At 40.9% G+C, this 25,342-nt stretch carries 22 protein-coding genes; 5 read left to right on the forward strand and 17 right to left on the reverse strand.

Features of this window, described 5'->3' with window-relative positions; genetic code table 11:
• Positions 1-197 precede the first annotated feature (197 nt).
• The gene (locus ACWODM_RS02755) at positions 198-1,037 is read right to left on the reverse strand and encodes an aldo/keto reductase (protein WP_455319839.1); all 840 of its coding nucleotides are present in this window, start codon (positions 1,035-1,037) and stop codon (positions 198-200) included.
• Between the two features lie 165 nt (positions 1,038-1,202).
• On the opposite strand from ACWODM_RS02755, the gene ACWODM_RS02760 reads away from it, so the two are divergent.
• Together ACWODM_RS02760 and ACWODM_RS02765 are read left to right on the forward strand one after the other, a co-directional pair.
• Entirely contained in the window at positions 1,203-1,727 is a 525-nt protein-coding gene (locus ACWODM_RS02760) for a sigma-70 family RNA polymerase sigma factor (protein WP_455319840.1), read from the forward strand.
• On the forward strand, positions 1,714-2,799 hold the full coding sequence (locus ACWODM_RS02765; protein ID WP_455319841.1) for a DUF4349 domain-containing protein: 1,086 nt from the start codon (positions 1,714-1,716) through the stop codon (positions 2,797-2,799). Before ACWODM_RS02760 ends, ACWODM_RS02765 begins: the two co-directional genes overlap by 14 nt.
• 61 nt (positions 2,800-2,860) lie before the next feature.
• Here ACWODM_RS02765 and ACWODM_RS02770 read toward each other — a convergent pair whose 3' ends face one another.
• The 7 genes from ACWODM_RS02770 to ACWODM_RS02800 form a co-directional block, all read right to left on the reverse strand.
• A complete protein-coding gene (locus ACWODM_RS02770) occupies positions 2,861-3,865 on the reverse strand; it encodes a lipoate--protein ligase (protein ID WP_455319842.1) in 1,005 nt (334 codons plus the stop codon).
• 33 nt (positions 3,866-3,898) lie between these two features.
• On the reverse strand, positions 3,899-4,639 hold the full coding sequence (locus ACWODM_RS02775; RefSeq protein WP_455319843.1) for an MBL fold metallo-hydrolase: 741 nt from the start codon (positions 4,637-4,639) through the stop codon (positions 3,899-3,901).
• Positions 4,640-4,857: 218 nt separating this feature from the next.
• Positions 4,858-6,975, reverse strand: a complete 2,118-nt coding sequence (gene ppk1 / locus ACWODM_RS02780) for a polyphosphate kinase 1 (RefSeq protein ID WP_455319844.1) — start codon at positions 6,973-6,975, stop codon at positions 4,858-4,860.
• A 19-nt stretch (positions 6,976-6,994) separates the two neighbouring features.
• Positions 6,995-8,536 (reverse strand): Ppx/GppA phosphatase family protein, encoded by a 1,542-nt coding sequence (locus ACWODM_RS02785; protein WP_455319845.1) that lies wholly within the window; start codon positions 8,534-8,536, stop codon positions 6,995-6,997.
• 328 nt (positions 8,537-8,864) lie between these two features.
• The gene (locus ACWODM_RS02790; RefSeq protein WP_455319846.1) at positions 8,865-9,950 is read right to left on the reverse strand and encodes a M42 family metallopeptidase; all 1,086 of its coding nucleotides are present in this window, start codon (positions 9,948-9,950) and stop codon (positions 8,865-8,867) included.
• Between the two features lie 89 nt (positions 9,951-10,039).
• The gene (locus ACWODM_RS02795) at positions 10,040-12,100 is read right to left on the reverse strand and encodes an FtsX-like permease family protein (protein WP_455319847.1); all 2,061 of its coding nucleotides are present in this window, start codon (positions 12,098-12,100) and stop codon (positions 10,040-10,042) included.
• The gene (locus ACWODM_RS02800) at positions 12,090-12,857 is read right to left on the reverse strand and encodes an ABC transporter ATP-binding protein (RefSeq protein WP_455319848.1); all 768 of its coding nucleotides are present in this window, start codon (positions 12,855-12,857) and stop codon (positions 12,090-12,092) included. The genes ACWODM_RS02795 and ACWODM_RS02800 overlap by 11 nt, the downstream gene beginning before the upstream one ends.
• Before the next feature lie 267 nt (positions 12,858-13,124).
• On the opposite strand from ACWODM_RS02800, the gene nrdD reads away from it, so the two are divergent.
• A complete protein-coding gene (gene nrdD / locus ACWODM_RS02805) occupies positions 13,125-15,314 on the forward strand; it encodes an anaerobic ribonucleoside-triphosphate reductase (RefSeq protein ID WP_455319849.1) in 2,190 nt (729 codons plus the stop codon).
• Positions 15,315-15,332: 18 nt separating this feature from the next.
• Positions 15,333-15,935, forward strand: a complete 603-nt coding sequence (gene nrdG / locus ACWODM_RS02810) for an anaerobic ribonucleoside-triphosphate reductase activating protein (protein ID WP_455319850.1) — start codon at positions 15,333-15,335, stop codon at positions 15,933-15,935.
• Between the two features lie 128 nt (positions 15,936-16,063).
• On the opposite strand, the gene dinB is transcribed toward nrdG, so the two are convergent.
• Entirely contained in the window at positions 16,064-17,197 is a 1,134-nt protein-coding gene (gene dinB, locus ACWODM_RS02815) for a DNA polymerase IV (RefSeq protein WP_455319851.1), read from the reverse strand.
• A gap of 214 nt (positions 17,198-17,411) precedes the next feature.
• Here dinB and ACWODM_RS02820 point away from each other — a divergent pair, with 214 nt between their 5' ends.
• Positions 17,412-18,860, forward strand: coding sequence for a helix-turn-helix domain-containing protein (locus tag ACWODM_RS02820; protein ID WP_455319852.1), 1,449 nt, complete (start codon positions 17,412-17,414; stop codon positions 18,858-18,860).
• Positions 18,861-18,934: 74 nt separating this feature from the next.
• Here the strand turns inward: ACWODM_RS02820 and ACWODM_RS02825 are convergent, their stop codons facing one another.
• The 8 genes from ACWODM_RS02825 to recR form a co-directional block, all read right to left on the reverse strand.
• Positions 18,935-20,392 (reverse strand): helix-turn-helix domain-containing protein, encoded by a 1,458-nt coding sequence (locus tag ACWODM_RS02825; RefSeq protein ID WP_455319853.1) that lies wholly within the window; start codon positions 20,390-20,392, stop codon positions 18,935-18,937.
• 217 nt (positions 20,393-20,609) lie between these two features.
• A complete protein-coding gene (gene rsmI / locus ACWODM_RS02830; RefSeq protein WP_455319854.1) occupies positions 20,610-21,476 on the reverse strand; it encodes a 16S rRNA (cytidine(1402)-2'-O)-methyltransferase in 867 nt (288 codons plus the stop codon).
• Between the two features lie 52 nt (positions 21,477-21,528).
• Complete coding sequence (locus ACWODM_RS02835) at positions 21,529-21,876, reverse strand: DNA replication initiation control protein YabA (protein WP_455319963.1); 348 nt, start codon at positions 21,874-21,876, stop codon at positions 21,529-21,531.
• On the reverse strand, positions 21,869-22,699 hold the full coding sequence (locus tag ACWODM_RS02840) for a PSP1 domain-containing protein (protein WP_455319855.1): 831 nt from the start codon (positions 22,697-22,699) through the stop codon (positions 21,869-21,871). The genes ACWODM_RS02835 and ACWODM_RS02840 overlap by 8 nt, the downstream gene beginning before the upstream one ends.
• Positions 22,700-22,727: 28 nt before the next feature.
• Positions 22,728-23,657, reverse strand: a complete 930-nt coding sequence (holB, locus tag ACWODM_RS02845; RefSeq protein WP_455319856.1) for a DNA polymerase III subunit delta' — start codon at positions 23,655-23,657, stop codon at positions 22,728-22,730.
• Positions 23,658-23,666: 9 nt separating this feature from the next.
• Positions 23,667-23,996: a cyclic-di-AMP receptor gene (locus tag ACWODM_RS02850; protein ID WP_455319857.1), complete on the reverse strand. Its 330-nt coding sequence runs from the start codon at positions 23,994-23,996 to the stop codon at positions 23,667-23,669.
• A gap of 63 nt (positions 23,997-24,059) precedes the next feature.
• The gene (tmk, locus tag ACWODM_RS02855; RefSeq protein ID WP_455319858.1) at positions 24,060-24,698 is read right to left on the reverse strand and encodes a dTMP kinase; all 639 of its coding nucleotides are present in this window, start codon (positions 24,696-24,698) and stop codon (positions 24,060-24,062) included.
• A 33-nt stretch (positions 24,699-24,731) separates the two neighbouring features.
• Positions 24,732-25,328 (reverse strand): recombination mediator RecR, encoded by a 597-nt coding sequence (gene recR / locus ACWODM_RS02860; protein ID WP_455319859.1) that lies wholly within the window; start codon positions 25,326-25,328, stop codon positions 24,732-24,734.
• Positions 25,329-25,342 lie beyond the last annotated feature (14 nt).

Consider the following 25,342-nt stretch of genomic DNA (forward strand, 5'->3'; position numbering starts at 1 on the left):
TAAAAAAATGTTGTGCCTCTAAAAATTTCTCCTCCCTGGTCGGCGAGTCGCTGTGATTCGAAACGTCGGTTACTACTCTCTCTTCGTTCGCCTAGTACTGTTCATCAGCAGCTCTCGCTCTCCCTCTGGTCGGTGAGTCGCTGTGATTCACAGCAAAAAACTTCCAATCTAATCATTGATTGAAAGTTTTCTTTCTTCTATAAAACGGCTAAGCGTTGTTTGTGGGTTGGTGTTGGATAGATTTTGTCGATCAAAGTGATTTCTTCTTTTGTTAATTGAATTTCAGCTGCTTTGATATTGCTGATGGTATGTTCTTGGTCGCTTGACTGTGGGATCGCCAATGTATGTCCGTCACGGATGCACCACGCAAGCAAAATTTGAAACACGCTTGCCTGATGGGCAGTCGCGATTTCCTGCAGGAGTTTTTGTTGGGTCAATCCATCTCCCAAGCTATCCCCTTGGGCAATTGGCGAGTACGCAATCAAAGGGATGTGCTTTTCTCGCATATAAGGAAGCAAATCAAACTCGATGCCACGTTCTCCTAAATTATACAAGACCTGATTCGACTGGCAATAACGACCATCTGGAAGATCCAGCAGCTCCTCCATATCGGAAACATCAAAATTGGACACGCCCCAAGAACGGATCAGACCCGCTTTCCTAGCTTGCTCCATCGCTGCAACGGTTTCTTTCAAAGGAATATTACCGGTCCAGTGTAACAAATACATGTCTAAATAATCGGTCTGCAAACGTTTCAGACTGTTCTCTAAACTGATGGGTAATTGTTTCGTTGAAGCGTTCCATGGATAAACTTTCGAGATCAAGTACAGTTCCTCTCTCTGATAGGGTTGGATCGCTTCACCAACTAAACGTTCCGCATTCCCTTTCCCATACATTTCCGCTGTATCAATGACTTGCGCTCCCTGTTCAATTCCTGTACGCAAAGCAGCGATCTCTTGGTTACGCTTTGCTAGCTGATCACCCATATGCCAAGTACCCAAACCGATCGGTAGCACCTCGCGATTGTCTAACTTCATAGAATCCTGCTCCTTTCTAGGTTCTCTCTTGAATTTTCTTCTCTTCTATTATACGGTAATACAAACTATCCTTCTTTGCAAAAAATAAAATACTTTTTCCCAACCTTTTTCCATCCTCCGTCGTCTAATCAATAGAACTCCTTCAAAAGAAAGGATGCGTAAACAGTGAAAAAAACTCTCGTCTTACAAGCGATCGCTGGTGATCGGCTCTCCTTGGAGCAATTGTTAGCAGACAGCTATCCACAATTATACAAAACTGCCTTTATCTATGTAAAAAATGAAGCCGACGCGTTGGATATCGTTCAAGAAGCAGTCATCAAAATTCTCAATAAGATACCGACGCTCAAGCAACCTGAATACTTCACTACTTGGATGATCCGGATCGTTATTTGGACTGCACTGGATTTTTTGAAACGACGCAGACCCCATAGTGATCTAGAAGCCGTTCAAGAAGCAGCGATCAATGAGCCGCTTTCTGCTGAAGATCACTTAGACATCTACACCGCAATTCAGCTATTACCCCAGCATTTACAGGAAATCACTATTCTACACTATTTTTATGGGAAAAAGCTAAAAGAGATCAGTCTAGTTTTCAACGAACCGCTGGGAACCGTCAAATACAAACTTCGTGAAGCAAGAATTCTTTTAAAAGACTATCTTGAGGAGGATGGATCAGATGAAAGTAAATAAAGAATGGCAAACTCAATGGGAAAATATTGAGCTTCCAGAAGAAAAAATAAAGCAAGCGATCGATACAGCGTTGCAAGATCAACCACGCACGAATAAAACATCTTTTTCGAAAAAAATCCGACACTTCTTTCAACGTCCTGTCTATCGGAGGGGAATCATTGCTGCTGCGATTTTGTTGATTATCACTATGAGTGCTTCCCAACTGTTAGGCTACTTTCGAGATGCTAGCACTGAGACTAGCAGCGAGATGGCATTTCTCACCAACGATGCTGCTAGTGACTATGCACTGGACCAAAAAAATTATCAGGAGGCAGCCACAGAAGGTCAAGTACCTTTTACGGAAGCAGACTCCGTCGAAGAACCGGCAAATACAAGCATCGCTTCTGACAAAACGTCTTACTTTTATATGATCGACAAAGAAACGACTGATTTTGATGCCGACACCGAAAAAATCCAACAGCTCACAATGAAGCTAGGTGGTTATATCGAAAATTCTTCGATCGAAACACCTTACTACTCGTCAGGCAACCGCTACGCGACCTTTATACTGCGGATTCCAGCAGATCAAACCACTGCCTTTCTGGAAGAGCTCAAACCGCTTGGCCATACACTTAGCGAAAATCTTTCTTCAACCAACCACTCGCTAGCCTATAGCGATAATGAAAGTCGGATCAGCGCACTACAAGCGGAAGAAGACGCCCTCTTATCTATGTTGGAAAAAAGTGGTACTGTAGAAGAAGCCCTGCAGATTCAAGAACAGTTGACCCGGATTCGGACAGAAAGAGAACAACTATCCAGAGAAAATAGAGGGATCGATAATCAAGTCGATTTTACGACCTTTACCTTGACTTTTAATGAGATCACAGAGATTCAGGAAGCTGAAAAAAGCGAATCTGCTTTTACCAAAATCAAAAACAACTGGCAAAAACAGCTTCTTGGCTGGCAAAATTTCTTTGTTCAACTGGGGATCTTCCTAGCCAGTAATATCTTCTATCTGATTGGCATCCTGATCGTTGCCGTAGTGACAGTCATTTATTGGAAAAAGAAAAACACCAAAAAAACTAAAATCTAACACAAAGGAGAAGCATCGATCCTATCGATCAATGCTTCTCCTTTTTCAGCTTGATTTTTAATTAATAGATCAGGTCAAACAGCTCGTCGTTTTCGATATTGCCAAAATATTTCTTCACATCAATAGCGTCAACGACTTCTTTCAAGGCATTTCTTTCGTATTTTGTACCCATCAAGGCTGTTTCAACATCTTTGATCTCGCCCAATCCAAAGAAGTCTCCGTAAATTTTAGCATCGGTAATTTTTCCTTCAGTAACGTTCAAACGCACCTCGATTGAACCGATTGGGAATCGTTTACGGCGTTCGATATCAAAAGCCGGAGATTTGCCATAATTCCAATCCCAGTTAGCATAATAGTTTTCAGAGATTACTTTGACTTTTTCCCAATCCTGCTCAGTCAAAGTATAAGTTTCAATCTCGTTTACAGAGTCAACTCCAAAAATTTTCAACAAAATTTCTTGGCTAAATTCGACGGTTGTCATGTCTTGATTTTCTGCTAGCAGGAAAGGTTTGATATTGGTCACGCGAGAACGAATCGATTTGATCCCTTTTGATTCGATTTTATCCTTACGAACCTTCAGGGAGTTTACAACTTCATTGACGTCACTGTCAAACATGATCGTACCGTGGGCAAACATCCGGCCATTAGTTGCGTACATCGCATTGCCAGAGAATTTCATGTCATCGATCACCAAATCGTTACGACCTTTTAATTGTGCCCCTTCAACGCCTAAATCGTGTAGTGCCTGAACGATCGGCTTGGTCACTTTCTCAAAATCACGGAAGGAATTGCCATCATCTGGCATAATAAAGCTAAAGTTCAAATTTCCTTCGTCGTGATAGACAGCTCCACCACCGCTAAAGCGACGAACGACATGGATTCCTTTTTCATCCACGTATTCCTTGTTGATCTCTTCGATCGTATTTTGGTTACGACCAATAATGATCGATGGTTCATTGATGTAAAAAAGTAAGATCGGTTCATCGACATTCATTTCTTGTAGCAAAAATGTTTCGATCGCTAAGTTTACTCGAGGGTCTCTTAAATCATTGGGTACAAAAATCATGGAAAGTATCCTCCTGTATAGTTATATTTATCATCAAATCTCAAACGTCTTCCCAATTGCTGCTAATTCGACAGGCAATTCATCTTTGGCTGCTTGACTCGCTTCCAAACGTAATTGCTCCAAATCTCCCTGCTGTGGCAAATGTGTCAGCACCAATTTTTTAACGCCAGCTTCACGAGAGATTTCCCCCGCTTCTTTAGACGTAAAATGAGCAATGTGCTTTTCATTTCCCGCAAACAGATAGGTGTCTGCTAAAAATAAATCCGCATCTCTGGCAAAATCAACAAAGGTTTCTAAATATCCAGAGTCACCAGTGAATACAAATATTTTACCTGTACTATTCTCTACAAACCGCATCGCATAACAAACAACAGGATGGATCGTTTTCATAAATGTAACAGAAAACGGACCCAAATTCAACTGTTCTACTCCCAAGTAATCATGCCCCTCGGAAACATTCGGCAAGGACAAACGGGCAAAATTCTCCTGATCCTCTCCATGACCATAAATTGGTAAAACAGGACGTTCTTCTGTCTTAGGGAATAGCTGCCAGTAATGTTGGAGCACACCAACATCTGCAATATGATCCGGATGGTAATGACTTAGGATGACGGCGTCTAATGCCAAAGGACTGATCTCATTTTCCAACTGGATCAAGCTTCCACTCCCTGCATCCAATAGTAAATTAAACCCTTCTGATTGTAACAAAAAACTTGTCGTTCCTTGTCCTTTGTAAGGATAGCCTCCTAAGCAACCAATGACTGTTAATTTCATAAAACGTTCCTCCTTATAAGTTTCTGCAAAGATTCGACTCTATATAAATGACTACTTCTAGTGTATCGCTTGGCATACTCTTTTGGCAAATAAATTTATAGAAAGAACAATGTTCTACTGAAAGCTAGCTGCGACAATACAACAATTCTATTAAAAAATCGAACAGTACCGAAACAGACACAAGGACTGTTGGATAGCTGTTTGATTGCATATGTCGATCAATGATGTTGCCATAACTGGCGAATTTTTGCTAAAAAGCCTTCCTTCGAGGATTCTTTAGAGACGACCGTCAAAGATACGCTGTTTTCCATGAAAAAATCCTGTGCAGAAAAATCATTTCCCTCTAAGTGACGTTTATAGAGTCCGTTTTCTTCTAGATAATAAGCTTTCTTTTGATCCTTTTTAAAGGTCTCTAGAATAGTCTCTAATTCATCTCTAGTCGATCCGGTAACTGGTGTGGCGATCTCAATTCGATGCAGCATATTTCTAGTCATCGCATCTGCCGAAGAAATCCATACTTTGGACTCCTTTTCGTCACCAAAAGAAAAAGCATAGATCCGACTATGTTCTAAAAATCGTCCAACGATACTCGTGACTTGAATGGTTTCACTCAAATTAGCAACTCCCGGTTTCAGACAACATGCTCCACGAACGATCAAATAAATAGGGATCCCGATTTGGCTCGCTTCATAAAGTTTGTCTATAATCACTGTGTCGGTCAATGAATTGATCTTAAAGCAGATCTCTCCAGTCTTTGTTTCCTGAAAATGATCCATGACTGCTTGAATGTTTTCCAGTAGCATCTCGCGAATTCCATTAGGCGAAACGGAGATTTGTTGGTATTCAGGAACCGAACGATAGCCACTTAAAAAATTGAAGAAAACGGTGATGTCTTCTACATACTCATTTTTTGCCGTAAAGAAACTGATATCCGTATATAATTTTGCCGATTTTTCATTGTAATTTCCTGTACCAAAATGGGCATATTGTTTGATCTGATTTTTTTCTTTCTTAACGATCAGAAGTGCTTTACAATGGGTTTTTAAATGCTGTAAGCCGTAGCTGACATAACAGCCGGCCTGCTCCAGCTCCTGAACCCAATGCAAGTTATTCTCCTCATCAAAGCGGGCCTTCAACTCGACTAGCACCGTCACTTGTTTCCCTTTCATCGCGGCTTTTTTAAGGGCAGCAATGACTCTGGAATTTGGCGCCATGCGATACAAGGTTTGCTTGATAGCAATCGTATTTGGATCTTCTGCTGCCGCCTCTAACAAGCGGAGGACGACTTCAAAAGAATCGTAAGGATGCTGTAGCAGCAAATCCTCCTGCTCGATCTTACGAAACAGCGCCTCACCTTGCAATTCTTTATGAGGATTTCCTTTATAGTTTGGGAAAATCAGTTCTGGCAGCTTTTCAGCTAGCTCATCAACTACAGGAAACAGAAAAGTCAAATCCAGTGGTCCTGGCACCCAATACAGATCATAAGATTCTAATTGAAGTTTCTCCGCCAGATAAAGTACACTTTCTTCAATTGTCGCTGACCATTCTCCACTGATTTCTAAGCGAGACGCCAATCCCTTGTTACGTTCGATCACATACTCTTCCATCTGAAGGAACAGCTCTTCATCTGCGTCTTCTTGAAATTCTAGATCTTTATCATAGGTGATCCTGAAAAAGAAGGAATGCTCTATTTCCCAACCAACAAAAATGTCTGACAAGTGGTAAGCAATGATTTGCTCTAAGTAGACATAGGTTTGTGGATTCGATAACTGATGGAGTCTCTTAAACAAAGGCGGCAAAGGAACGATCGCTTGTCTAACGTCCTCTCCCTGACGTAATTTGACAAAGAGATGGATACTCTTTTCAACAATTTTTGGAAAAGCATGGTAGACGTCTAATCCGATGTGTGTAATTGCTGGAAGCAGCAATTCATGAAAAAAATCAGCGACTTCCTGACGATCTTCACTTTGAAGCTCCTCAACATCTTGAATAAAATATAGCTGTTCCTCTAATTTTTCGATAAGTGCATCATAATATTGATATTGCAAGCGTGTATTGTTCAAATTCATTTCATACAGCTTTAATAGAACTTCTTTTTTGGTCCAACCCGTTCGCCGATCCTTTGAATCTGGTTTTAAACGCGCGACGCTCTGGATACTTGGTACTCGAACCATAAAAAATTCGTCCAAATTACTACTGGCGATCGCCAAAAATCGTAATTGTTCTAATAATGAATTACTGGCGTCTTTAGCCTCATGGATCACTCTTCGATTGAATAGTAACCAACTTAAATCTCGATGATAGTAATTTAAATTAGTCAAATCCGATATTTCCATATGAACGACTCCCTAATTTTTACTTTATTTTAAAATCAAGCACAACTTTTTTTTGCAACACATTTTCTAAATGTTTTTTTTGACGATTTCCACGATAGGTTTCAGCTAAGGGATCAAACGACCATTCGATCACTAAAACATATTTGTTCGACTTCTCAACTAACGAAAAAGACAAGACATCATTGACACTGGTAGCATTCAGAGCTTCCATAAATTTCGTTAAACCTCCTGCCCGTCGCAGTAGATTTAATTCTTCCTCTGTAAACCATTTTTTAAAAGGTTTAGACAAAAGCTTAAAAAAGGATTTGTTTTTATAGCTTGCCAACAAGGCCAAGGCGATTCGCTGCTTATGGGTAAAACCATTCAAATTACTATTCGCTAACAGATAAAAAGAATGGAAGGGACTGTCATCCTCTTCGATCGCTGACCCGATCAGATAGAGTTGCGCCCCAAAGGTTAGATAAGAAAGCAATTTCTCTTTGTCTTCTGTCAGAAATTGCTTTTCCTGTAATTCATTGACAAACAGACGCATCAATTCAATTCTTTTGTTTGAGCGAGAAACATCCATCTGATAGGTCTCAACAAATCTTTGGACACTGGTTTCCGCAATATTCGTGGTAGTGAAGGCCTGAGGAAAACGGTGATTGATCTCCTCCATCAATAGCCCTTCACGCAACCCTTTGTTGCAGAAGATAAATTTCTTGGCTTCGACCTGTTCCATTAAAGCCATAAAAGTGATGTTTGCAGGAATGATGATATCGGCACGATCCTTGCTAAGGCCATCTAAAGATTGCAATTCTTCTAAAGAGAGTGAGGTAAACAAATCGAGGGTTTCCTTCAAATCTTTTTGTTTCATTTCATATTGATGAATACCGACTACCGGAAAATCCGTCATTTGTTCATGAACGCTGGCAATATTTCGAGAACTTCCACCGATCGCAATGATGGGAATATTTCTTTCACGCAGCCAAGACAGCGTGTCAAATTGCTCTTTGACATACTTTCGTACTTGCTTCAACGTCGCTTCTTTTTCAGGAAAACTCTCGTTGAAAAACAGGTTTTTCAGTGTCACTACACCAAAAGGAAAGCTGTGACTATGAGCGATCTGATTGTCTTTGAAATAAGTAATTTCTGTGCTTCCACCGCCCATGTCAACGGTATAACCTTCAGTAAAGGCTGTCGTCCTAGCGATGGCATACTGCCCGTAAAAGGCTTCCTCTTCTTCTGATAATAATCTTAAAGAGATCCCTGTTGCCTTCTTAACATCAGAAAGAATCTTTTTATTGTTTTTTGATTGGCGGATCACTGCCGTTGCTGTAGCAATCAGCTTCTCCAATTGATAATGAGCTGTAATTTTTTTATAGACTTCCATGACTTCAATCAACTTATCAATTCCTTCTTGGCTAAGTTCATTTTCATCATTTAAATATTGATAGAGACGAATCGGTAATTTCACATTTTGCACTTCGTTATAAACCATTTGTGGTTGTATTTGATAAACGACTAGACGTACTGTGTTAGAACCAATATCGATAATGCCGTAGTGGGTAGTTTCTTTCATTGATTTTCCTCCAAACTGTCTCAATAAGCACAATCATTTTTTATTATAGTATAGTTGTTGACGTTATTATAGAAATCCTCAGGTGAATTTCGTAACGTTTATGTAAATATAATGTTAACACAATTATCGGATTTTTTTGCTTGATATGTCAGTAGCCAAGGAGATGCTTGGCGTTTTCTCTCAATAAGGACATTTTTCAATACCTCTCTCAAATCAATTCTAAAGGACAGCAATTCCTGGAATAATGAAAAAAACCTGATGAAATCTATTTAAAACCGATTTCATCAGGTTGCTCGTCATCTTATAGAGAAAATGACAAGGTCTTCTTTTAATAACTTTTTAGTTCTTTGACTGTTTCATCGTCTAGACGACGCACGACTTCCGTGACTAATTTTACCGTATTGAGGTAATCGTCTTCATGAATGATCGAGGTGTGTGAATGTAAGTAGCGCACAGGAACTGTGATGGCTACTGATGGTACACCGTCACGAGTCAAGTGCATTTGTCCGGCATCTGTTCCACCACCAGTGATCACTGTATATTGGAAAGGAATTGCCAATTCTTCTGCTACTTGGATCACGAAATTCAACAATTTTTTATGCGGGATCATCGATGCATCAAAAATCAAGACTTGTGGTCCTTTACCTAATACCGAATCGGCTTCTTTGGGTGTCATACCTGGGGTGTCCCCTGCCGTTCCTGTATCTAAAGCGATCGCAATATCTGGGTTGACTAAGTGTGTACTGGTGCGGGCACCGCGCAAACCAACTTCTTCCATCACATCACTGCCGGCAAATAAACAATTGGGATGCCCTTCTTTAGATAGGTTCTCCAACACACGTAAAGAGACAGCTGTCCCAATACGGTTATCCCACGCTTTTGCTAACAAAAATTTGCTGTCATTCATGCGTTTGTATTCAATATAAGGTGTTATCATGTCTCCCGGACGAATCCCCCAAGACTTGGCTTCTTCTTCACTAGAAGCACCGATATCTATAAACATCTCTTTGACATCGTAGGGTTTTTTGCGGGCTTCCATGCTCAACACATGTGGGGGTTTCGAACCTATTACACCATGGATGATTTTTTCAGCTTGGGTTTTGATCTCCACTTGCTGCGCCAACATTACTTGGCCCCACCAACCACCGAGTGTCTGAAATTCAATAAAACCTTTTTCAGTAATTTTCGTTACCATGAAGCCTACTTCATCCATATGACCAGAAATAAAGACTTTCGGACCACCGCCTTCACCTGAATGCTTGGCAATTACGCTCCCCAAGCCATCGAAAAAGACATCCTCCGCATGTTCTTTGGCATATTTTTTGAAAACCTCGCGAACTTCTTCTTCGTTTCCTGGGACTCCCCGAGCAGAAGTCAGATCAATCAGTAGCTGCTCTTCATTTTTTTCTAACATAGACAAACGCTCCTTCAATTCTGAATTACCTATTAAGTATACCATTCTGACTTAAAAAACACAGAAAAAAAACCGATCAGTGACCGGTTTTACTTCTCCTCAACGATCCTCAAATAAAAGGTAGTTGTCAAAAAATAGGCAGCTGTAAATATAAAAAGGGTAATAAAGCAAAACAGATAGGCGATCCAGTAACTCGTATCTTGAACCAACTGTGTTAGCATATAAATCGCAAAACTTCCATGACTGATCGCAATCAACATGGGTGGGAAAAAGATCCAGGCGTTTTGCCGATAAACGGTACGATGTAGGTTTTGCTTCGGAATCCCCATTTGCTGCAATAGCTGATACTTCTTCTTTTCTCGACCCGCCTGGAAAAATTGCCTAACCATCAAGGAACTAGCAGTTGTGATCAAGACGATCATCCCGACAAAAAGCGCTACATATAGGAAGATTCCTCCTTGTCGACGAGCAGAACGGACGTTGGGATAACGGCTACTTTGATTCAAACGGGATATACTATGCCAATCTTCTAGCTGCTTGTTTTCCTCAGATAACGAAGTTTCGAGCTCTCCGTGGAGCTGCCCATTCTGGTATACATAATGATAAGAGATCTCGTTGCCCCACTCTGTTGGAAACTGTGTGACATAATTTTGCTGGAATCTTTCCTGATTATAACCGTGTGCATTCATGTAGACGATTTGATAATCTAGTCCCTCGATCTGTTCGTAAATCTCTTCTTTGACGACCAGTAAAAGCGTCCCGTAACGCAGCAAATTATCGCCAATAAAATCTGGATAAGATTGTTCCACATCAAGCTCAAGATCCTTCGTCAAAGAGATCTTTTTTTGATAAGAGACTAGCTCGTTGTTCAAGCTGTACATCGGATTGAACAGTACCGCTCCGTTAGAATCCTGGATAGCTACCTCTGGACTTTCCGGCAGAATATGGCGCAGCCGTTGGTATTCTTTTTCTGAAAGAATATCTACCACACTGATGTCTGAGTAAAATTCCTGTTCCGCCAATTCATTGCGACGAAGTGCCTGTGCTCCAGTTACTTTGAGGGGTAAAACCAGCTTCTGAGAAAGAGTGCCCCCATTTCTTTGGATCAGCTGCTCCAAACGATAGGCAGATTCGCTTGTAACCTGAAAATCAACGGGGTAGTTCAATTCCATCATGCGAAAGGTGACGGCAAAAACACCCAGCGCCCCACCGATCATGGAAATGGCGATCCCGACGATCACTGAGATCAAAGACAGTGTACGCCAGCTTTTTTGCAATAGTTTCCGCGTATCATTCAAAACAAAGAAGCGTAACTGACGATAGCTATACTTCCGCCACTTTCCTATTAAAAATAGCAATACTTGAAGCCCTTGACCAAAAAACAAGTAGGTGCCAAAGACACATAAGGCAAAGATCAACAAGGGAATCCATAAAAAAGCGGATGAATCACCAGTCTCTTGAATATATTTGCCTAATACTTCATTGAAATTTACTGCAATATAATAGCCAGTACCAATCAACAGAATACTTAAACCTGCAGTAAAATAGGCTGACCAGTGCATGCGTAAACGACGACTAGAAAAATCATTTTTCTGTGTGAACAATTCGATCAGCTGCTTCTGCCAGATCAGTAGCATGTTTTGAACAGAGATAAAACCCAAAGCAATCAAAAACATCACAACCGTTGTCACGATCGACGGCCAGGAAATGAAAAAGCGGCTATTGATATCCAGTGCCATCGCTTTGATCAAAATCATGGCAAAAAATTTAGAGAAGACCATGCCCATCAAGATCCCCACGATCAGTGACACAATATTCAAGACCACTGCTTCAACGAGAAATTGATACAAGATCCGTGATTTTCTCAAGCCAAAAAGCTGGTACAACCCGATTTCCTTCTGGCGTTGCTGGACGAAAAACTGATTTGCACTCAGCATAAAGATCAGAATGACGACTGCTACAACAATGTTTCCTAATGTCAGTACTCCCTCGATCTGGATATCTTGCCTCGCTCGGCGAGTCAAAGGCTGATCATAGGTCATGGCACTGAAGGAATAAAAAATCATCACTGACGTCATCATACATAAAAAATAAACGATATAATTGCGTGTTTGACGTAAAAAACTTCGCCAAATGATTTTAAAAAGCATTGGTTCGACCGCCTCCCCCAATCGTCGCCTGCATGTCGATGACCTGCTCAAAGAATTCTTTGCGTGAGCCTCGCCGAACGACCTCGGCGAAAAAAACGCCATCTTTGATAAACAAGATCCGATTGCAATAGCTTGCCGTGAAGGGATCATGGGTCACCATCAGGATCGTCGTTTCCTGATGCAGATTAAGCTCTGCCAAATAGCGTAGCAGCTCAGCAGCAGATTTGGAATCCAGCGACCCTGTCGGCTCATCGGCAAAAATCACTTCCGGCTGAACAACCATCGCTCGTCCAGCAGCAACTCGCTGTTTCTGCCCTACTGACAGCTCATCGGGATAGCGATCCATCAGATAAGAGATACCTAATAGCTCAGCGACTCGTTTGACACGGTTCTCCATTTCTTCAATCGGTAGCTTGTCGATCGCCAAAGGCAATAAAATATTATCTTTTGTTGTCAATGTATCCAACAAATTAAAATCTTGAAAAATAAAACCAATTTTCTTTCGGCGAAAATCACTCAGTTCTTTTTCTTTCAAACGAGTGATGTCCTGTCCACCAATGTAAACAGAGCCCATCGTTGGCAGGCTAATGGAAGACAGAATGTTCATCAAGGTTGTTTTCCCGGCACCACTTGGACCCATGATGCCAACAAATTCGCCTTTGTCTACACTAAAAGACAGGTTGTCCAAGACTTTTGTTTGATTCAAATGTGTCCCATAAGCTTTAGTCAGATGCTTCACATCGATTATTTTTACCATTTATCCTCGCCTCTTTTCTCTCTAGTATCTTAGCATATTTTTTTAGCTTTCACTAAAAACAAACGATCTCTCAAAAACAAAAATTTTTATACATTTTGTGTAAAGAAAAACAATCGCAAACTTTGATAAAATACAGATCTCCACGAAACTAATCGATGAATAATTACTATATATAGTGTATATAAAATATTTACTCACTATATGTAGTTGAAAAAGTCTATTTTTTAGTTTATGATAAATAGGATTAAACGCAAGGAGGAGATCATAATGATGGAGCCTAAGATAAAAGATGAACAATCTTTTCTTTCTTCAAAATTGACACTTATCAAAATCATCAAACGTGATGGACGAACCGTTGATTTTGATGACCAGAAAATTTATGACGCATTAGCAAAAGCAAAAATTCAAATACAAGGAGAATTGTCCCCGCTTGACTATAGTTTGTTGTCAACCATCGTGGAAAAAGTCAACCAGGAGATCTCTGATCGTTTTTCTGACAACATCAAGATCTATGAGATCCAAAACATCGTAGAACACATTCTATTGCAACATCATGAATATGCTTTGGCGGAGGAATATATTCGTTACCGCACACAACGTGATTTTGCGCGCAGTCAAGCAACTGATATCAACTTTACGATCGAGAAACTGATGCAAAAAGATCAGACGGTCGTCAATGAGAATGCTAACAAAGACAGTAACGTCTTTAATACACAACGTGACTTGACTGCAGGGATCGTCGGCAAGTCGATTGGTCTGAAGATGCTGCCTCCACATGTAGCCAATGCCCATCAAAAAGGAGATATCCATTATCATGATCTGGACTATCATCCTTATGCTCCGATGACTAATTGCTGTCTGATTGATTTTAAGAAAATGTTGAACGAAGGCTTCAAAATGGGCAACGCCGAAGTGGAAGCTCCTCGTTCGATTCAAACAGCTACGGCTCAAATCTCGCAGATCATTGCCAATGTGGCTTCTAGTCAATACGGCGGCTGCTCGGCAGACCGAATCGATGAGCTGTTAGCACCTTTTGCCAAACGTAATTATGAAAAGCATCTAGCAGATGCCAAAGAATGGATTGATGGTCAGGAACGCCAAGAAGCCTTTGCCCGCAAAAAAACGAAGAAAGATATTTTCGATGCCATGCAAAGTTTGGAGTACGAAATCAATACCTTGTTTACTTCCAATGGTCAAACACCTTTCACCTCTCTAGGGTTTGGATTGGGGACCAATTGGTTTGAACGTGAGATCCAAAAAGCGATCCTGCAAAACCGGATCAACGGCTTAGGCAGTGAGCACCGCACAGCGATCTTTCCAAAATTGATCTTTACCATCAAACGTGGCTTGAATTTAGAAGCAGGCGACCCTAATTATGATATTAAACAGCTAGCACTGGAATGTGCCACTAAACGGATGTATCCAGATATTCTAAATTACGACAAGATCATTGAACTGACTGGTAGCTTCAAGGTGCCAATGGGCTGTCGCTCCTTCCTACAAGGCTGGAAAAATGAACAGGGTGAGGAAATCAATGCTGGTCGGATGAATCTAGGAGTCGTAACATTGAATCTTCCTCGGATCGCTTTGGAGTCAGAAGGCAAGAAAGAAAAATTCTGGAATCTGTTGGCGGATCGTTTGGAGATCGTCAAAGACGCCTTGGTTTACCGAGTGGAACGCTGCAAGGAAGCAACACCAGCCAACGCACCAATCCTTTATATGTATGGTGCATTTGGGAAACGTTTGAACCGTCAAGATGCTGTCGATGAACTCTTCAAACATCGCCGAGCAACCATTTCTCTGGGATACATCGGTCTTTATGAAGTCGCTGCTGCCTTTTACGGTGGCGAATGGGAAAAAGATCCTGAAGCGAAAGAATTCACCATGGCTATCCTGCGTTTGATGAAAAGGAATGCCGACAACTGGGCCAATCAGTATGATTATCATTTTAGTGTTTACTCTACCCCAAGCGAAAGTCTAACCGACCGCTTCTGTCGTCTAGACACTGAAAAGTTCGGTCTAGTCGAGAACATTACTGATAAAGATTACTATACAAACAGTTTCCACTATGACGTACGTAAGAATCCAACACCTTTTGAAAAGCTCGACTTTGAAAAAGATTATCCTGCTTACTGTAGTGGCGGATTCATCCATTACTGCGAGTACCCGATTTTGCAGCAAAATCCAAAAGCCTTGGAAGCTGTCTGGGACTACTCTTATGATCGTGTCGGCTATCTAGGAACCAATACACCGATCGATCACTGTTATGGATGCGGATTCGAAGGAGATTTCACCCCAACAGAACGAGGATTCGAATGTCCACAGTGTGGCAATCACGATCCAAAAACTTGTGATGTTGTCAAACGAACATGTGGTTATTTAGGTAATCCACAAGCTCGTCCAATGGTCCATGGACGTCACAAGGAGATCTCATCTCGGGTCAAACATATGAAATAAATACAGGAAGTGATTCTCTTGAGAAATCCAAGTCCACAAGAATGGCAAAGCGAGGAATACAGTCACAAAAAAATCGCCGACTACAAACCTTTTATGTTTGTAGACGGCGAAGGAGTTCGCAACAGTCTCTATGTCAGTGGCTGTCTGTTTGCTTGCGAGGGCTGTTTTAACAAAGCCATCCAAAATTTTCGCTACGGTACCCCCTACACACAAGAGCTGGAAGATCAGATCATCGAAGATCTCAGCCATGATTATGTTCAAGGACTGACACTTTTAGGCGGTGAACCTTTTCTCAATACCGAAGTTTGCCTCCAGCTGGTTCGTCGAGTACGAGCTACCTTTGGACAAACAAAAGATATTTGGAGCTGGTCCGGTTATACCTTTGAAGAATTATTGCTAGAAACAGAAGACAAGCTGGAGCTACTTCACACGATCGATATTTTGGTCGATGGACGTTTTGAATTAAGCAAACGCAACTTGAATCTTCAGTTTCGGGGCAGTAGTAACCAACGGATTCTAGATGTACCCAAATCGCTGGAAGCCGGGCAGGCCATCATCTGGGAAAAATGCGTAGACACCGAAAGACAGTACGAACAAATCGATAAACAAACCTTGATTTAAGCGCAACATCGTTCAGATGAACTGCCAAGTAAATATAGAAATTAGCAAACCACCCAAAAGAGGCGTACAATTACACTCTTTTGGGCGGTTTATTTGTTCATTTATTGACGCTTTATGACGAGCATGGCTTAACTACTTTGATAAGGATCACCTGTCTCCCATAAAGGTAAAACAATATTCTCGTAGGTCAGTGGATCAAGATTGGTGACGGTCACGCCAAGTAAACGAATCCCTTTTTCAATACCCATGATCTCTTCCCAAATCAAACTAGCTTGTGAGAAAATTGCTTCTTTTTTATGGATGTATTCTCTTAATGTCACACGCTTGGTGACTGTCGTATAATCGGCATAACGGATTTTCAGTACAATGGTTTTTCCATGCTTCTGCGTCCGCTTCAAAGCAGTTTCCACTTCTTCTGACAATCTTCTCAGCTGTGTCAAGCAGGCATCTTCCGTTGTTAGCGGATGACCATAGGTATGCTCTTTTCCGACCGATTTTCTCTCTCTGGTCACACTTACAGGTGAATTATGAATCCCTCTTACTTTGCGATAAAGAGAGTAGCCCATTTTTCCAAAGTGCTGCATCAGCTCCATCTCACTTTTTTCATAGAGGTCTGCGCCAGTAAAAATTCCTAATTCGTGCATCCTAGGCACGGTTTTTTTGCCTACCCCATGAAATTTTTCGATTGGCAAAGCTTTCAAAAATGAGACAGCTTCATTTGGTGTGATCACTGTCAAGCCACGAGGTTTTTGAAAATCCGAACCCAATTTCGCTAAAAACTTATTGTAGCTAACTCCTGCTGAACAAGTCAGCTGTAACTCCTGCCAAATATCATGCTGAATCATCTTGGCGATTTTCATCGCAGATTTGCTGTTGATCTTATTTTCTGTTACATCCAAATACGCTTCATCAATCGAAACAGGTTCAATCAGTTCTGTATAACGTTGAAAAATTTCACGCACTTTTTGTGAGATTTCCCGATATTTTTGATGATTGCCGGGAACGAAGACCGCATGAGGACAAAGCTCATACGCTTTTTGCGCACTCATCGCCGAATGGATTCCGTATTTTCTTGCCAAATAATTGGCTGTTGTGACCACTCCTCTGCCCCCAGTATCACTAGGATGACGAGCAATCACTAACGGATGCTTGGCAAGCTCCGGATTGTCTCGTTCTTCGACTGAAGCAAAAAAAGCATCCATGTCAATATGAATAATTTTTCGGGATAGATCATTTTTTAATGGAAACCGCAGCCCAGTCATCGCTCTCACCTCTCCTTTATTATATACAAACGAGCGTTCCCCTTCAAGTTTGAGAAATCAAAAAAGATCTGGCTTTAGATAACCATAAACATCCTCTTAAATTCGAAGCATCATGAAATTCGAAGTTTAAAACATCTCCTGTTTTTCTATTCTATTTGTTTTGTGGTATGCTTAGGCAAATAAAGTACCTAGTACTACATCGGAGGTGGATCAAATGTTTGGATTAGACGCTTCTACATGGACAAAGCAACAAGTGTTATACATTCTGGAGGATCGCTCTGATTTTATTTCTGTTCAAAAATTAATGGAGCTGCTGAATGCTTCCAGTGTTGAATCTATCAAAAGACTGTGCAGAGAATTACAAAAAGACATTGCCCACTGTTATCCACAAGGTGAAATCGAACTATCGATCAACAGGGCTCGCGGAATCAAGCTAAAGCACCAGTCACTCTCGCAGCTACAGCCTGTATTTGACTATCTTTTCTCTCATGATCTAGCCTATACTATTTATTGCTCGGTCCTCTTAAGAGAAGAACTGTCGACCATTGATTTTTGTAAAAAACATTTTATAAGTGTTTCGGAGCTGAAAGAAAAAACCAAAGAACTCAATACTCACTTGAATCCATATGATTTGCATATTTCTCTTTTAGAAAACATTCAGATCCAAGGTACAGAAGCCAAGATCAGAAGTTTTGCTTTCGTGTTTCTGTTTGTTGTCCATCGACAATTTTCTAAAATTCCTTGGCTTTTTCAAAAAGACAATACCCTACAAATAATCGATGCAATCGGTCAGTATTTAAAATTGGAGCTACTTGAAGCTCAACGAGAGATCTTAGCGATTTTCTTTAGTGTCAACCAATCTCCCATCGAAAAAGAGGAGCATATTTATTTTTTTCCCTATCAAAAAAAATTTTTTCGGCAGCTTAGCTTTCCTGAGAAACCAGCATTTTTACCTGACTGGACAAAAAAAGACTGGGAATTTTTCCTACTCGTGATATTTACGGATGATTTTTCTCGCTTCTATCTGCCTATCCAAACCGAGCATTTTCATTCAACCTTGATCGATGCTGAAACAAAGCTCTGGATCGATTTATTTGAAAAACATTTTACTATTTTTGATCAACGATTTGCCGTTTTTCTAAAAGAAAAAGCAGTCAAAAAATACCTGTCGACACTCATTTTCCCAGTCAACAAACTAATGGCTGAAGTGTTTCCCGTCGTTGATTTAAACTACTTGACCGATGCCTATCCTCATTACATGAACCATTTTGCTCATTTTTGGCAGGAATTTTCTCAACGGAATACTGTATTAGCAGACGATTCTTTCAAAATAAACAGTTTGTTACTGTGCTTCTCCTTACTCCCCCCGCAAGACTTTCTTCCGAAACGAAAGATTTATTTTTACACTGATTTGACAGACCTATACTTCAATTATATCAAGAATCGGCTACAGCTCTTTTTCTCTAATCAGTATGAGCTATTATTTGTCGAAGAGATCCAAGAAGCGGATCTGATCATTAGTACGATTGATTTTTTAGAAATTGAAGACTATGCTCCTCAGTCTTTCGTACGGATCAATGTCCAATTGACCAATGATGATCTGGATAAGATCGATCAAATAATCAAAAAACAATTCCCCAGCACCTCGTTCCATCTTATTTAGTGATAAAAAAACTGTGACAAACATTCATATGGTAAAACACCGGCTGAATGTTTGTCACAGTTTGATTGAAGTCTCTATTTTTCTTCTTGACCATCTGGTTCAGATCTCTTTCTATTTTTACTTACGATTTTGCTGGCGGTCACTCTGATCGCCTCTACATCATTCGGAGGAAAAGTCGCTCGAACGATAATTGTTTTCTGATGAGACAGTGGCGTTAATTCATCGAATGTACTAATAATCAAATCTGCTTCCTCAATTTTTTTGACAAAGATCAACTCAAAATCAGTCAGTTTTTTCTTGAGTACAGACTGCATATATTCACGGTGCAAATAGTTACCGTCCGAATTAATGTAGAGACGAATCACTGGCAAAAGAAAGTTAAAATTCGTTAAGCTAAACATCAACAAAAGTGAGATGTTTCGTGAGTAAGGAGACATTTCGTAAAGCGGCAATTTTGATGAAATTGCTGTCCAAAAAACCTGAAAACGCTCCGTGAGTTCATAGAATACTTGGGCTACGTGATGCTCATCAAATGTCTTGAAGTTACCTAACACATCTTCATTAAGCATCACTGTCTGTAGCAAAAGGAATTGTTTCTCCAAAGTGATACTCGCTCTCTGTTTGTCAGAGTCTGATAAATAAAAGAAGTCGTGTTCAAATTGATCGATCCAGCCTCTAGCTTCTTCTTCAAAAAAACACTTGGTAGATTGGATAAACTTCTCATCATATATAGGATTCAAATAGTTAGAAACATAGATGAAATAGAGATAGAATTCCCAGTCTAACGATGTCCAAGACTCAAGAAATACCGGTTTTTCTTTATAAGAAAAATACCTTGAATATTGTCGAAACGACTCCTCTTCTGACAAGGGATTTCTGACTACATTGTAGTGTATCACAAAGGTAAAAATGGACAGAACCTGTAGCTGACTCTCGGTGACAGGAATGTCTAAATAGCCCACGATTTTTTGGGTCTGTTCAAGGATTACTTTTACTTCATCCTTGTTGAAGGCTCTGCTTAATCTGCGACGGCTAAGAAAAATCAAAACAAAGGAACAAATACGAATAGAGCTTTCCTCTCCTTTTAAACGAATCTGGTTTGATAGAGAAATATGCAGACCAAACTGTTCCAAGGTATGATTGAGCTTTTTGATACGATTATACAGTGTCGACCTTGAAAGGTAATTTTTTTCTAGATACTCCTCCGTTGAGAGACAACGTTGTTTCAAGAGTCTATCAACAAGATCATAGACAAAATCCTTTGCCAGCATATCCTCGACTAAACGATGAATCGTCGTACTGTAACGATTGATTTTGACGCCTTCAGAGATTTTTATAATAAACTCTACTTCCTCTTTGGTAAACAATCGATCAAATTCTGCTTGCAATTCTTTACAGGTTTTTTTGACGCGATTAAAGGCAGGGTACTTCAATATATCTCTAATTTCTGTATAGGTTAAAAAATCCGATGCTGTATCTAATACCTCTAAAATATCCCTTTTCAATCGAATATCCTCGTGTAAGCCAAACAACTTTTCCACCTCCTTACAAACTTCTCTTGAATATCTGATACTTGTCCATCTATCAACTTTTATCCGTAATTTTATTAAAGTCATAGTATCATGCTTACTCTACAAGAAGCAAGTTCTCCCTTGCTTACTACAATAGCGCTTTCAGGATATACTTCTGCCCTCAAAATAAAAAAACCAAGCAATCAACATCGCTTGGCGTAAAAATTTACATTCAACTTTACTCACTCAATCCATGGTATTCTTTGTAGACCTCTTGTTTTTTCAAACCGTTTCTTTTAGCAACTTCTTTGATTGCTGTATTTGGCTTCATACCTTCTTCTAGTAAGGCTTCGACTTGTTCGATCAAGCTACCTTCAATCTCTTCTTGCGGAGCCTCTTCCGTTGTTCCAGCAACCATCAGACAGCATTCTCCTTTGATCGTTTGCTCTTCAAGGTAGTCACTTAGTTCCTGCAAACTGCCTCTCAAATACTCCTCATGGATTTTGGTCAATTCTCGACAGATGACCGCCTGACGTTCCGAACCAAAAATTTCGATCATATTTCGAATCGTTGCACCTAAGCGATACGGGGATTCGTAAAAGATCATCGTTGCTTTTTGATATCTCAGTTCCTCTAATTCCTGCAGCTGCTCTTTTTTCTTACGCGCCAAAAAACCATAGAAATAATTGGGTTGAGGGGGCAGACCGGAAGCGATCAAAGCGGTTAGACCAGCAGTCGGTCCTGGCAAAGCAATGACTGAAAGCTCTGCTTCGATACAGGCCTCTACTAGCTCATGGCCTGGATCACTGATGGAAGGCATTCCAGCATCGCTGACCTGGGCGATCGTCTTCCCTGCTTCTAGTTCAGCGATCAATTGAGGAATTCGTTCTTTGTAATTGTGCTCGTGCAAACTTTTTTGCGGTACAGAAATATCAAAATGGTTCAACAGTTTCTGAGTATTTCGCGTATCTTCACTGGCGATCAAATCTGCTTCCTGTAGAATTTTCACACTACGGAAGGTCATGTCCTCCAAATTACCAATTGGGGTCGGAACAAGATACAACACACCCGCAGTCTGTTCTTTAAAACTCCGTTGTTTCTTCATCTGGTTCACTCCTAACAAAAAGACTGGACACAAAAAATGCCAGTCTTTTTCACTAATTGCCGCTTTCTCGATAGATCACTTCTAAACAAAAGGCACAAGGTTCGTCATGCTCCCGTCTCGATCCATAAAGATCGTAGCAAACATGAAAGCCTTCCTCATAGATTTTTTCCAAATTCATCCGAGATTGAGAAAGTTCTTGCTTGACCTTTTCGGAAGGTGTACCAGTGACTTGGTTCAATTCACGGATATGCTCACGCAAACGCTGATTTTCCAATTCAAGTGTCGCATTTTTTTCCACGACTTCTTGAAGTGAATCTTTCATTTCCGCCAATTTCTCCAAGAGATGTTGCAGATCGCTCTCAAAATCATTCAGACCATCATATAGAGAACGTTTATCCATTGACATCGGCTTCACCTGCTTTGGCAGCTTCCTGGAGCTCTTCGTAATCATATTCGACAGGGGTATCTTTGCCAAACAAGCGTACTTTGATCACACGACTCAATAAGTTCAGTCCGATCACACGTCCTTTTCCGTCTGGCGTCAAAATCTCAGTTCCAAAATCCGGCAGCTCTTTTTTAGCTGCTTCGTATTCATCGTTCTCATAATTTAGACAGCACATCAAACGTCCACACAAACCAGAGATCTTCGCAGGATTCAATGAAAGTCCTTGATCTTTGGCCATCTTGATCGATACTGGTACAAAATCGCCTAAAAAAGTCGAACAACACAACTGTCTGCCGCACGGACCGATTCCACCAAGGATCTTGGCTTCATCACGGACACCAATCTGACGCAACTCGATTCGAGTGCGGAAGATTCCCGCAAGGTCTTTGACCAATTCTCTAAAATCGATGCGTCCATCCGCTGTAAACTGGAAGATCATTTTGCTGCGGTCAAACGTATATTCCACAGCGACCAATTTCATTTCCAACTTGTGTTCACGGATTTTTTGCTTACCGATACGCAAAGCGTCTTTGGCATCTTGTTTGTTTTTGTCATCTTGCTTCAATTCTTTTGCTGTCACTTTGTGTAAAACAGGTTTGATCCCATCCGGTAGATCTTCTGCGTCCATTTCTTTGTTTGGAATGGCGACGGTTGCTATATATTTGGCTTGCTGGGATTCCACCAAGACCTTGTCATCATATAAAAATTCAGTTTCACCAGGAGAAAAATAATAGATTCGTCCCGCTGGTCGGTAACGAACACCCACTACTTTAACCATGTGTCTCCTCCCTTCTTCTGGATTCGATTCATGCGATGATCCGGAGTGCCAGTTGTTCTGCGACTCCCTGAAAAGAAACATTCGCCTCTAATTTCTGTTGTGCTTGAAGAATCAGTTCTAGTTCCTGATTCAAATCTTTCACTAAGCCCTGTTGTAAAAACTGGTTGCGCTCTCTTTGGAAATAGAACAAAAGCATGCTAAAAATCAGACGCTGCTGTTGTTTTTCTTTTGCTAGCGGCAACAGTTTTTTTTGTACAAAAATAAATGCTTGAGGATCTTTTTTCTTTAAATGATCAAACCATTGTAAAACGATATCCTTAGCACCATTAAACCACTCATCCTGAGAGATTTCAACTGCTTTATCATAACTATTTGTCAGACTCGCTAGAAGTTCCGCGGTCTGCTGAGTGATTCCTTCATTTCGTAATTTTTCAATTAGTCTTTCTTTAGCTAAAGGAGAGAAATGAACAATCTGACAGCGTGACTGGATCGTTGGCAGAATTCGTCCCAAGGCATTGGTTTCAAGAATAGCTAGAACACTACCTTCAGGTTCTTCCAAAAACTTCAATAGACTGTTGGCGGCACTGACGTTCATTTTTTCAGCATCTTGAATAATAAAAACCTGCTGTCGTTGTTCAAAACCACTTTTCGAAAATTCTGCCTGCAGTTGGCGAATCTGATCCACCTTGATCGTTTGTCCGTCAGGGGCGATCATCTGTACATTGGGATGCTCCTGCATATCGATCCGCAAACAGTTGATACACTGATTGCATGGTTCATGATCGGTCGTTTCCTCACAAAATAACTGCTTTGCCAGCCAAATACTCATTTCATGCTTTCCTGTGCCGCTGTCTCCTTCAAAAAGATAAGCATGAGCGAGACGCTCATGCTCAACATTTTTCTTCATTTGAGAGTAGACAAGAGGTTGGTATTCAGCTAAAAATTTGCCTTCCTCCATAGCTTCCTCCTAATATTGATGAAATCCTTCTACTGGTAGAACAAACACAGTCGCACCGCCTACTTCAACTTCGACTGGATAAGGAACTTGTCCGTCCAAAGAAACATCTAGTGTCATTGGTGTTGAAACGTACTGGTTGCGTGATTGACAGGTCTTTTTGATCAGCTCTAGTACCTCATCTATTCGATCGTCTTCGATCCCGATGATAAAGGTGCTGTTCCCTGCTTTCAGAAATCCGCCTGTTGATGATAATTTCGTTGCACGAATATTCGCGTCGATAAATTCATTTGCTAAACGGTTACTATCCTTGTCCTGAACAATTGCCATAACTAATTTCATGTGATCCTCTCCTTCTTGTTGCACATCTAACGAGTCTCTCCCTCTCTAAAAGTGCTGATTGATTTAAAAGTACTGAGGGTAAGCCTCCACAATAGCAGTATAACTTGCTTCCACAACATCTTGCAGTGCCATGCGCGCATCTACGCGATGGATACGAACAGGATCTTCCTCTGCAAGTTTTAGGTAAGCATGACGCACCCTTTGATGAAATTCTAACCCTTCTGAGTCCAATCGGTCAACCTGATGACGGCGATTTTGTTGAATTCTTCTTAATCCAGTGTCCGAATCCACATCTAAATACAAAGTAAAATCTGGTGCCGTTCCCTCTGTTGCAAACTCATTGATTCGAGCAATCTCTTCAACACCGATGCGTCGACCTGCTCCTTGATAAGCTAACGAGCTATCAACAAATCGGTCACAAATCACGATTTTTCCAGCATTCAATACAGGCAAGATCACTTCGACCAAATGTTGGCGACGAGCGGCAGCATAAAGCAATGCTTCCGTGCGCTCGTCCATCTCACCATGTCCCGGATCCAAAATGATTTGACGAATCTTCTCAGAAATTCGTACGCCTCCAGGTTCTCTTGTTTTAACGATGCCTTTTTTGGCATATAACTGTAACCGTGGATACAGCTCATTGATGACACTGGTCTTACCTGCGCCATCTGGTCCTTCAATTGTTATGAATAATCCATTCACTAGGGGTTCCTCCATCGTTTCTATTTCTGGGTACTAGAGTTCTCTGCGCCCTTCTACTGCTTTCAATAATGTTACTTCATCTGCATATTCAATATCACTACCGACCGACAAACCATGTGCCAGTCTCGTCACTTTGATTCCTGCTGGCTTAATCAGCCGAGACAGATACATCGCAGTTGCCTCTCCTTCGGTCGTTGCATTCGTCGCAAGGATCACCTCTTTGACTTCTGCATCGTGCAATCGTTGGATCAAGCTAGCAATATTGATGTCTTCCGGACCGGTGCCCTCCATTGGAGAAAGTACCCCATGCAGTACATGATACAATCCGTGATATTCTCGCATTTTTTCCAAGGCCATCACATCTTTTGGTTCTTCAACCACCAAGATCGTTCCTCGCTCCCGGGTCGTGTCTGAACAGATCTCGCAAGGATCATCCTCTGTGATATTTCCACATACACTGCAAAAGGTCAAATCACGCTTGACACTCAACAGTGATTTGGCAAATTCATTAACGACCTCATCCTTCATATCGATGGTATGGAATGCCAGACGAGTGGCTGTTTTTTGACCGATCCCCGGCAAGTTCATGTAGCTTGCGATCAGTCTTGCAATTGGTTCTGGATATTGCACAGGTCAAAACCCCT

It is taken from the genome of Enterococcus olivae (assembly GCF_053760925.1).

What these genes read in the sequence shown, in the direction of transcription:
- ACWODM_RS02755 (WP_455319839.1), bottom strand. Translation starts at nt 1,037, where the DNA reads ATGAAGTTAGACAATCGCGAGGTGCTACCGATCGGTTTGGGTACTTGG.
- ACWODM_RS02765 (WP_455319841.1), top strand. Translation starts at nt 1,714, where the DNA reads ATGAAAGTAAATAAAGAATGGCAAACTCAATGGGAAAATATTGAGCTT.
- ACWODM_RS02770 (WP_455319842.1), bottom strand. Translation starts at nt 3,865, where the DNA reads ATGATTTTTGTACCCAATGATTTAAGAGACCCTCGAGTAAACTTAGCG.
- ACWODM_RS02775 (WP_455319843.1), bottom strand. Translation starts at nt 4,639, where the DNA reads ATGAAATTAACAGTCATTGGTTGCTTAGGAGGCTATCCTTACAAAGGA.
- ppk1 (WP_455319844.1), bottom strand. Translation starts at nt 6,975, where the DNA reads ATGGAAATATCGGATTTGACTAATTTAAATTACTATCATCGAGATTTA.
- ACWODM_RS02785 (WP_455319845.1), bottom strand. Translation starts at nt 8,536, where the DNA reads ATGAAAGAAACTACCCACTACGGCATTATCGATATTGGTTCTAACACA.
- ACWODM_RS02790 (WP_455319846.1), bottom strand. Translation starts at nt 9,950, where the DNA reads ATGTTAGAAAAAAATGAAGAGCAGCTACTGATTGATCTGACTTCTGCT.
- ACWODM_RS02795 (WP_455319847.1), bottom strand. Translation starts at nt 12,100, where the DNA reads ATGCTTTTTAAAATCATTTGGCGAAGTTTTTTACGTCAAACACGCAAT.
- ACWODM_RS02800 (WP_455319848.1), bottom strand. Translation starts at nt 12,857, where the DNA reads ATGGTAAAAATAATCGATGTGAAGCATCTGACTAAAGCTTATGGGACA.
- nrdD (WP_455319849.1), top strand. Translation starts at nt 13,125, where the DNA reads ATGATGGAGCCTAAGATAAAAGATGAACAATCTTTTCTTTCTTCAAAA.
- dinB (WP_455319851.1), bottom strand. Translation starts at nt 17,197, where the DNA reads ATGACTGGGCTGCGGTTTCCATTAAAAAATGATCTATCCCGAAAAATT.
- ACWODM_RS02820 (WP_455319852.1), top strand. Translation starts at nt 17,412, where the DNA reads ATGTTTGGATTAGACGCTTCTACATGGACAAAGCAACAAGTGTTATAC.
- rsmI (WP_455319854.1), bottom strand. Translation starts at nt 21,476, where the DNA reads ATGAAGAAACAACGGAGTTTTAAAGAACAGACTGCGGGTGTGTTGTAT.
- ACWODM_RS02835 (WP_455319963.1), bottom strand. Translation starts at nt 21,876, where the DNA reads ATGGATAAACGTTCTCTATATGATGGTCTGAATGATTTTGAGAGCGAT.
- ACWODM_RS02840 (WP_455319855.1), bottom strand. Translation starts at nt 22,699, where the DNA reads ATGGTTAAAGTAGTGGGTGTTCGTTACCGACCAGCGGGACGAATCTAT.
- holB (WP_455319856.1), bottom strand. Translation starts at nt 23,657, where the DNA reads ATGGAGGAAGGCAAATTTTTAGCTGAATACCAACCTCTTGTCTACTCT.
- ACWODM_RS02850 (WP_455319857.1), bottom strand. Translation starts at nt 23,996, where the DNA reads ATGAAATTAGTTATGGCAATTGTTCAGGACAAGGATAGTAACCGTTTA.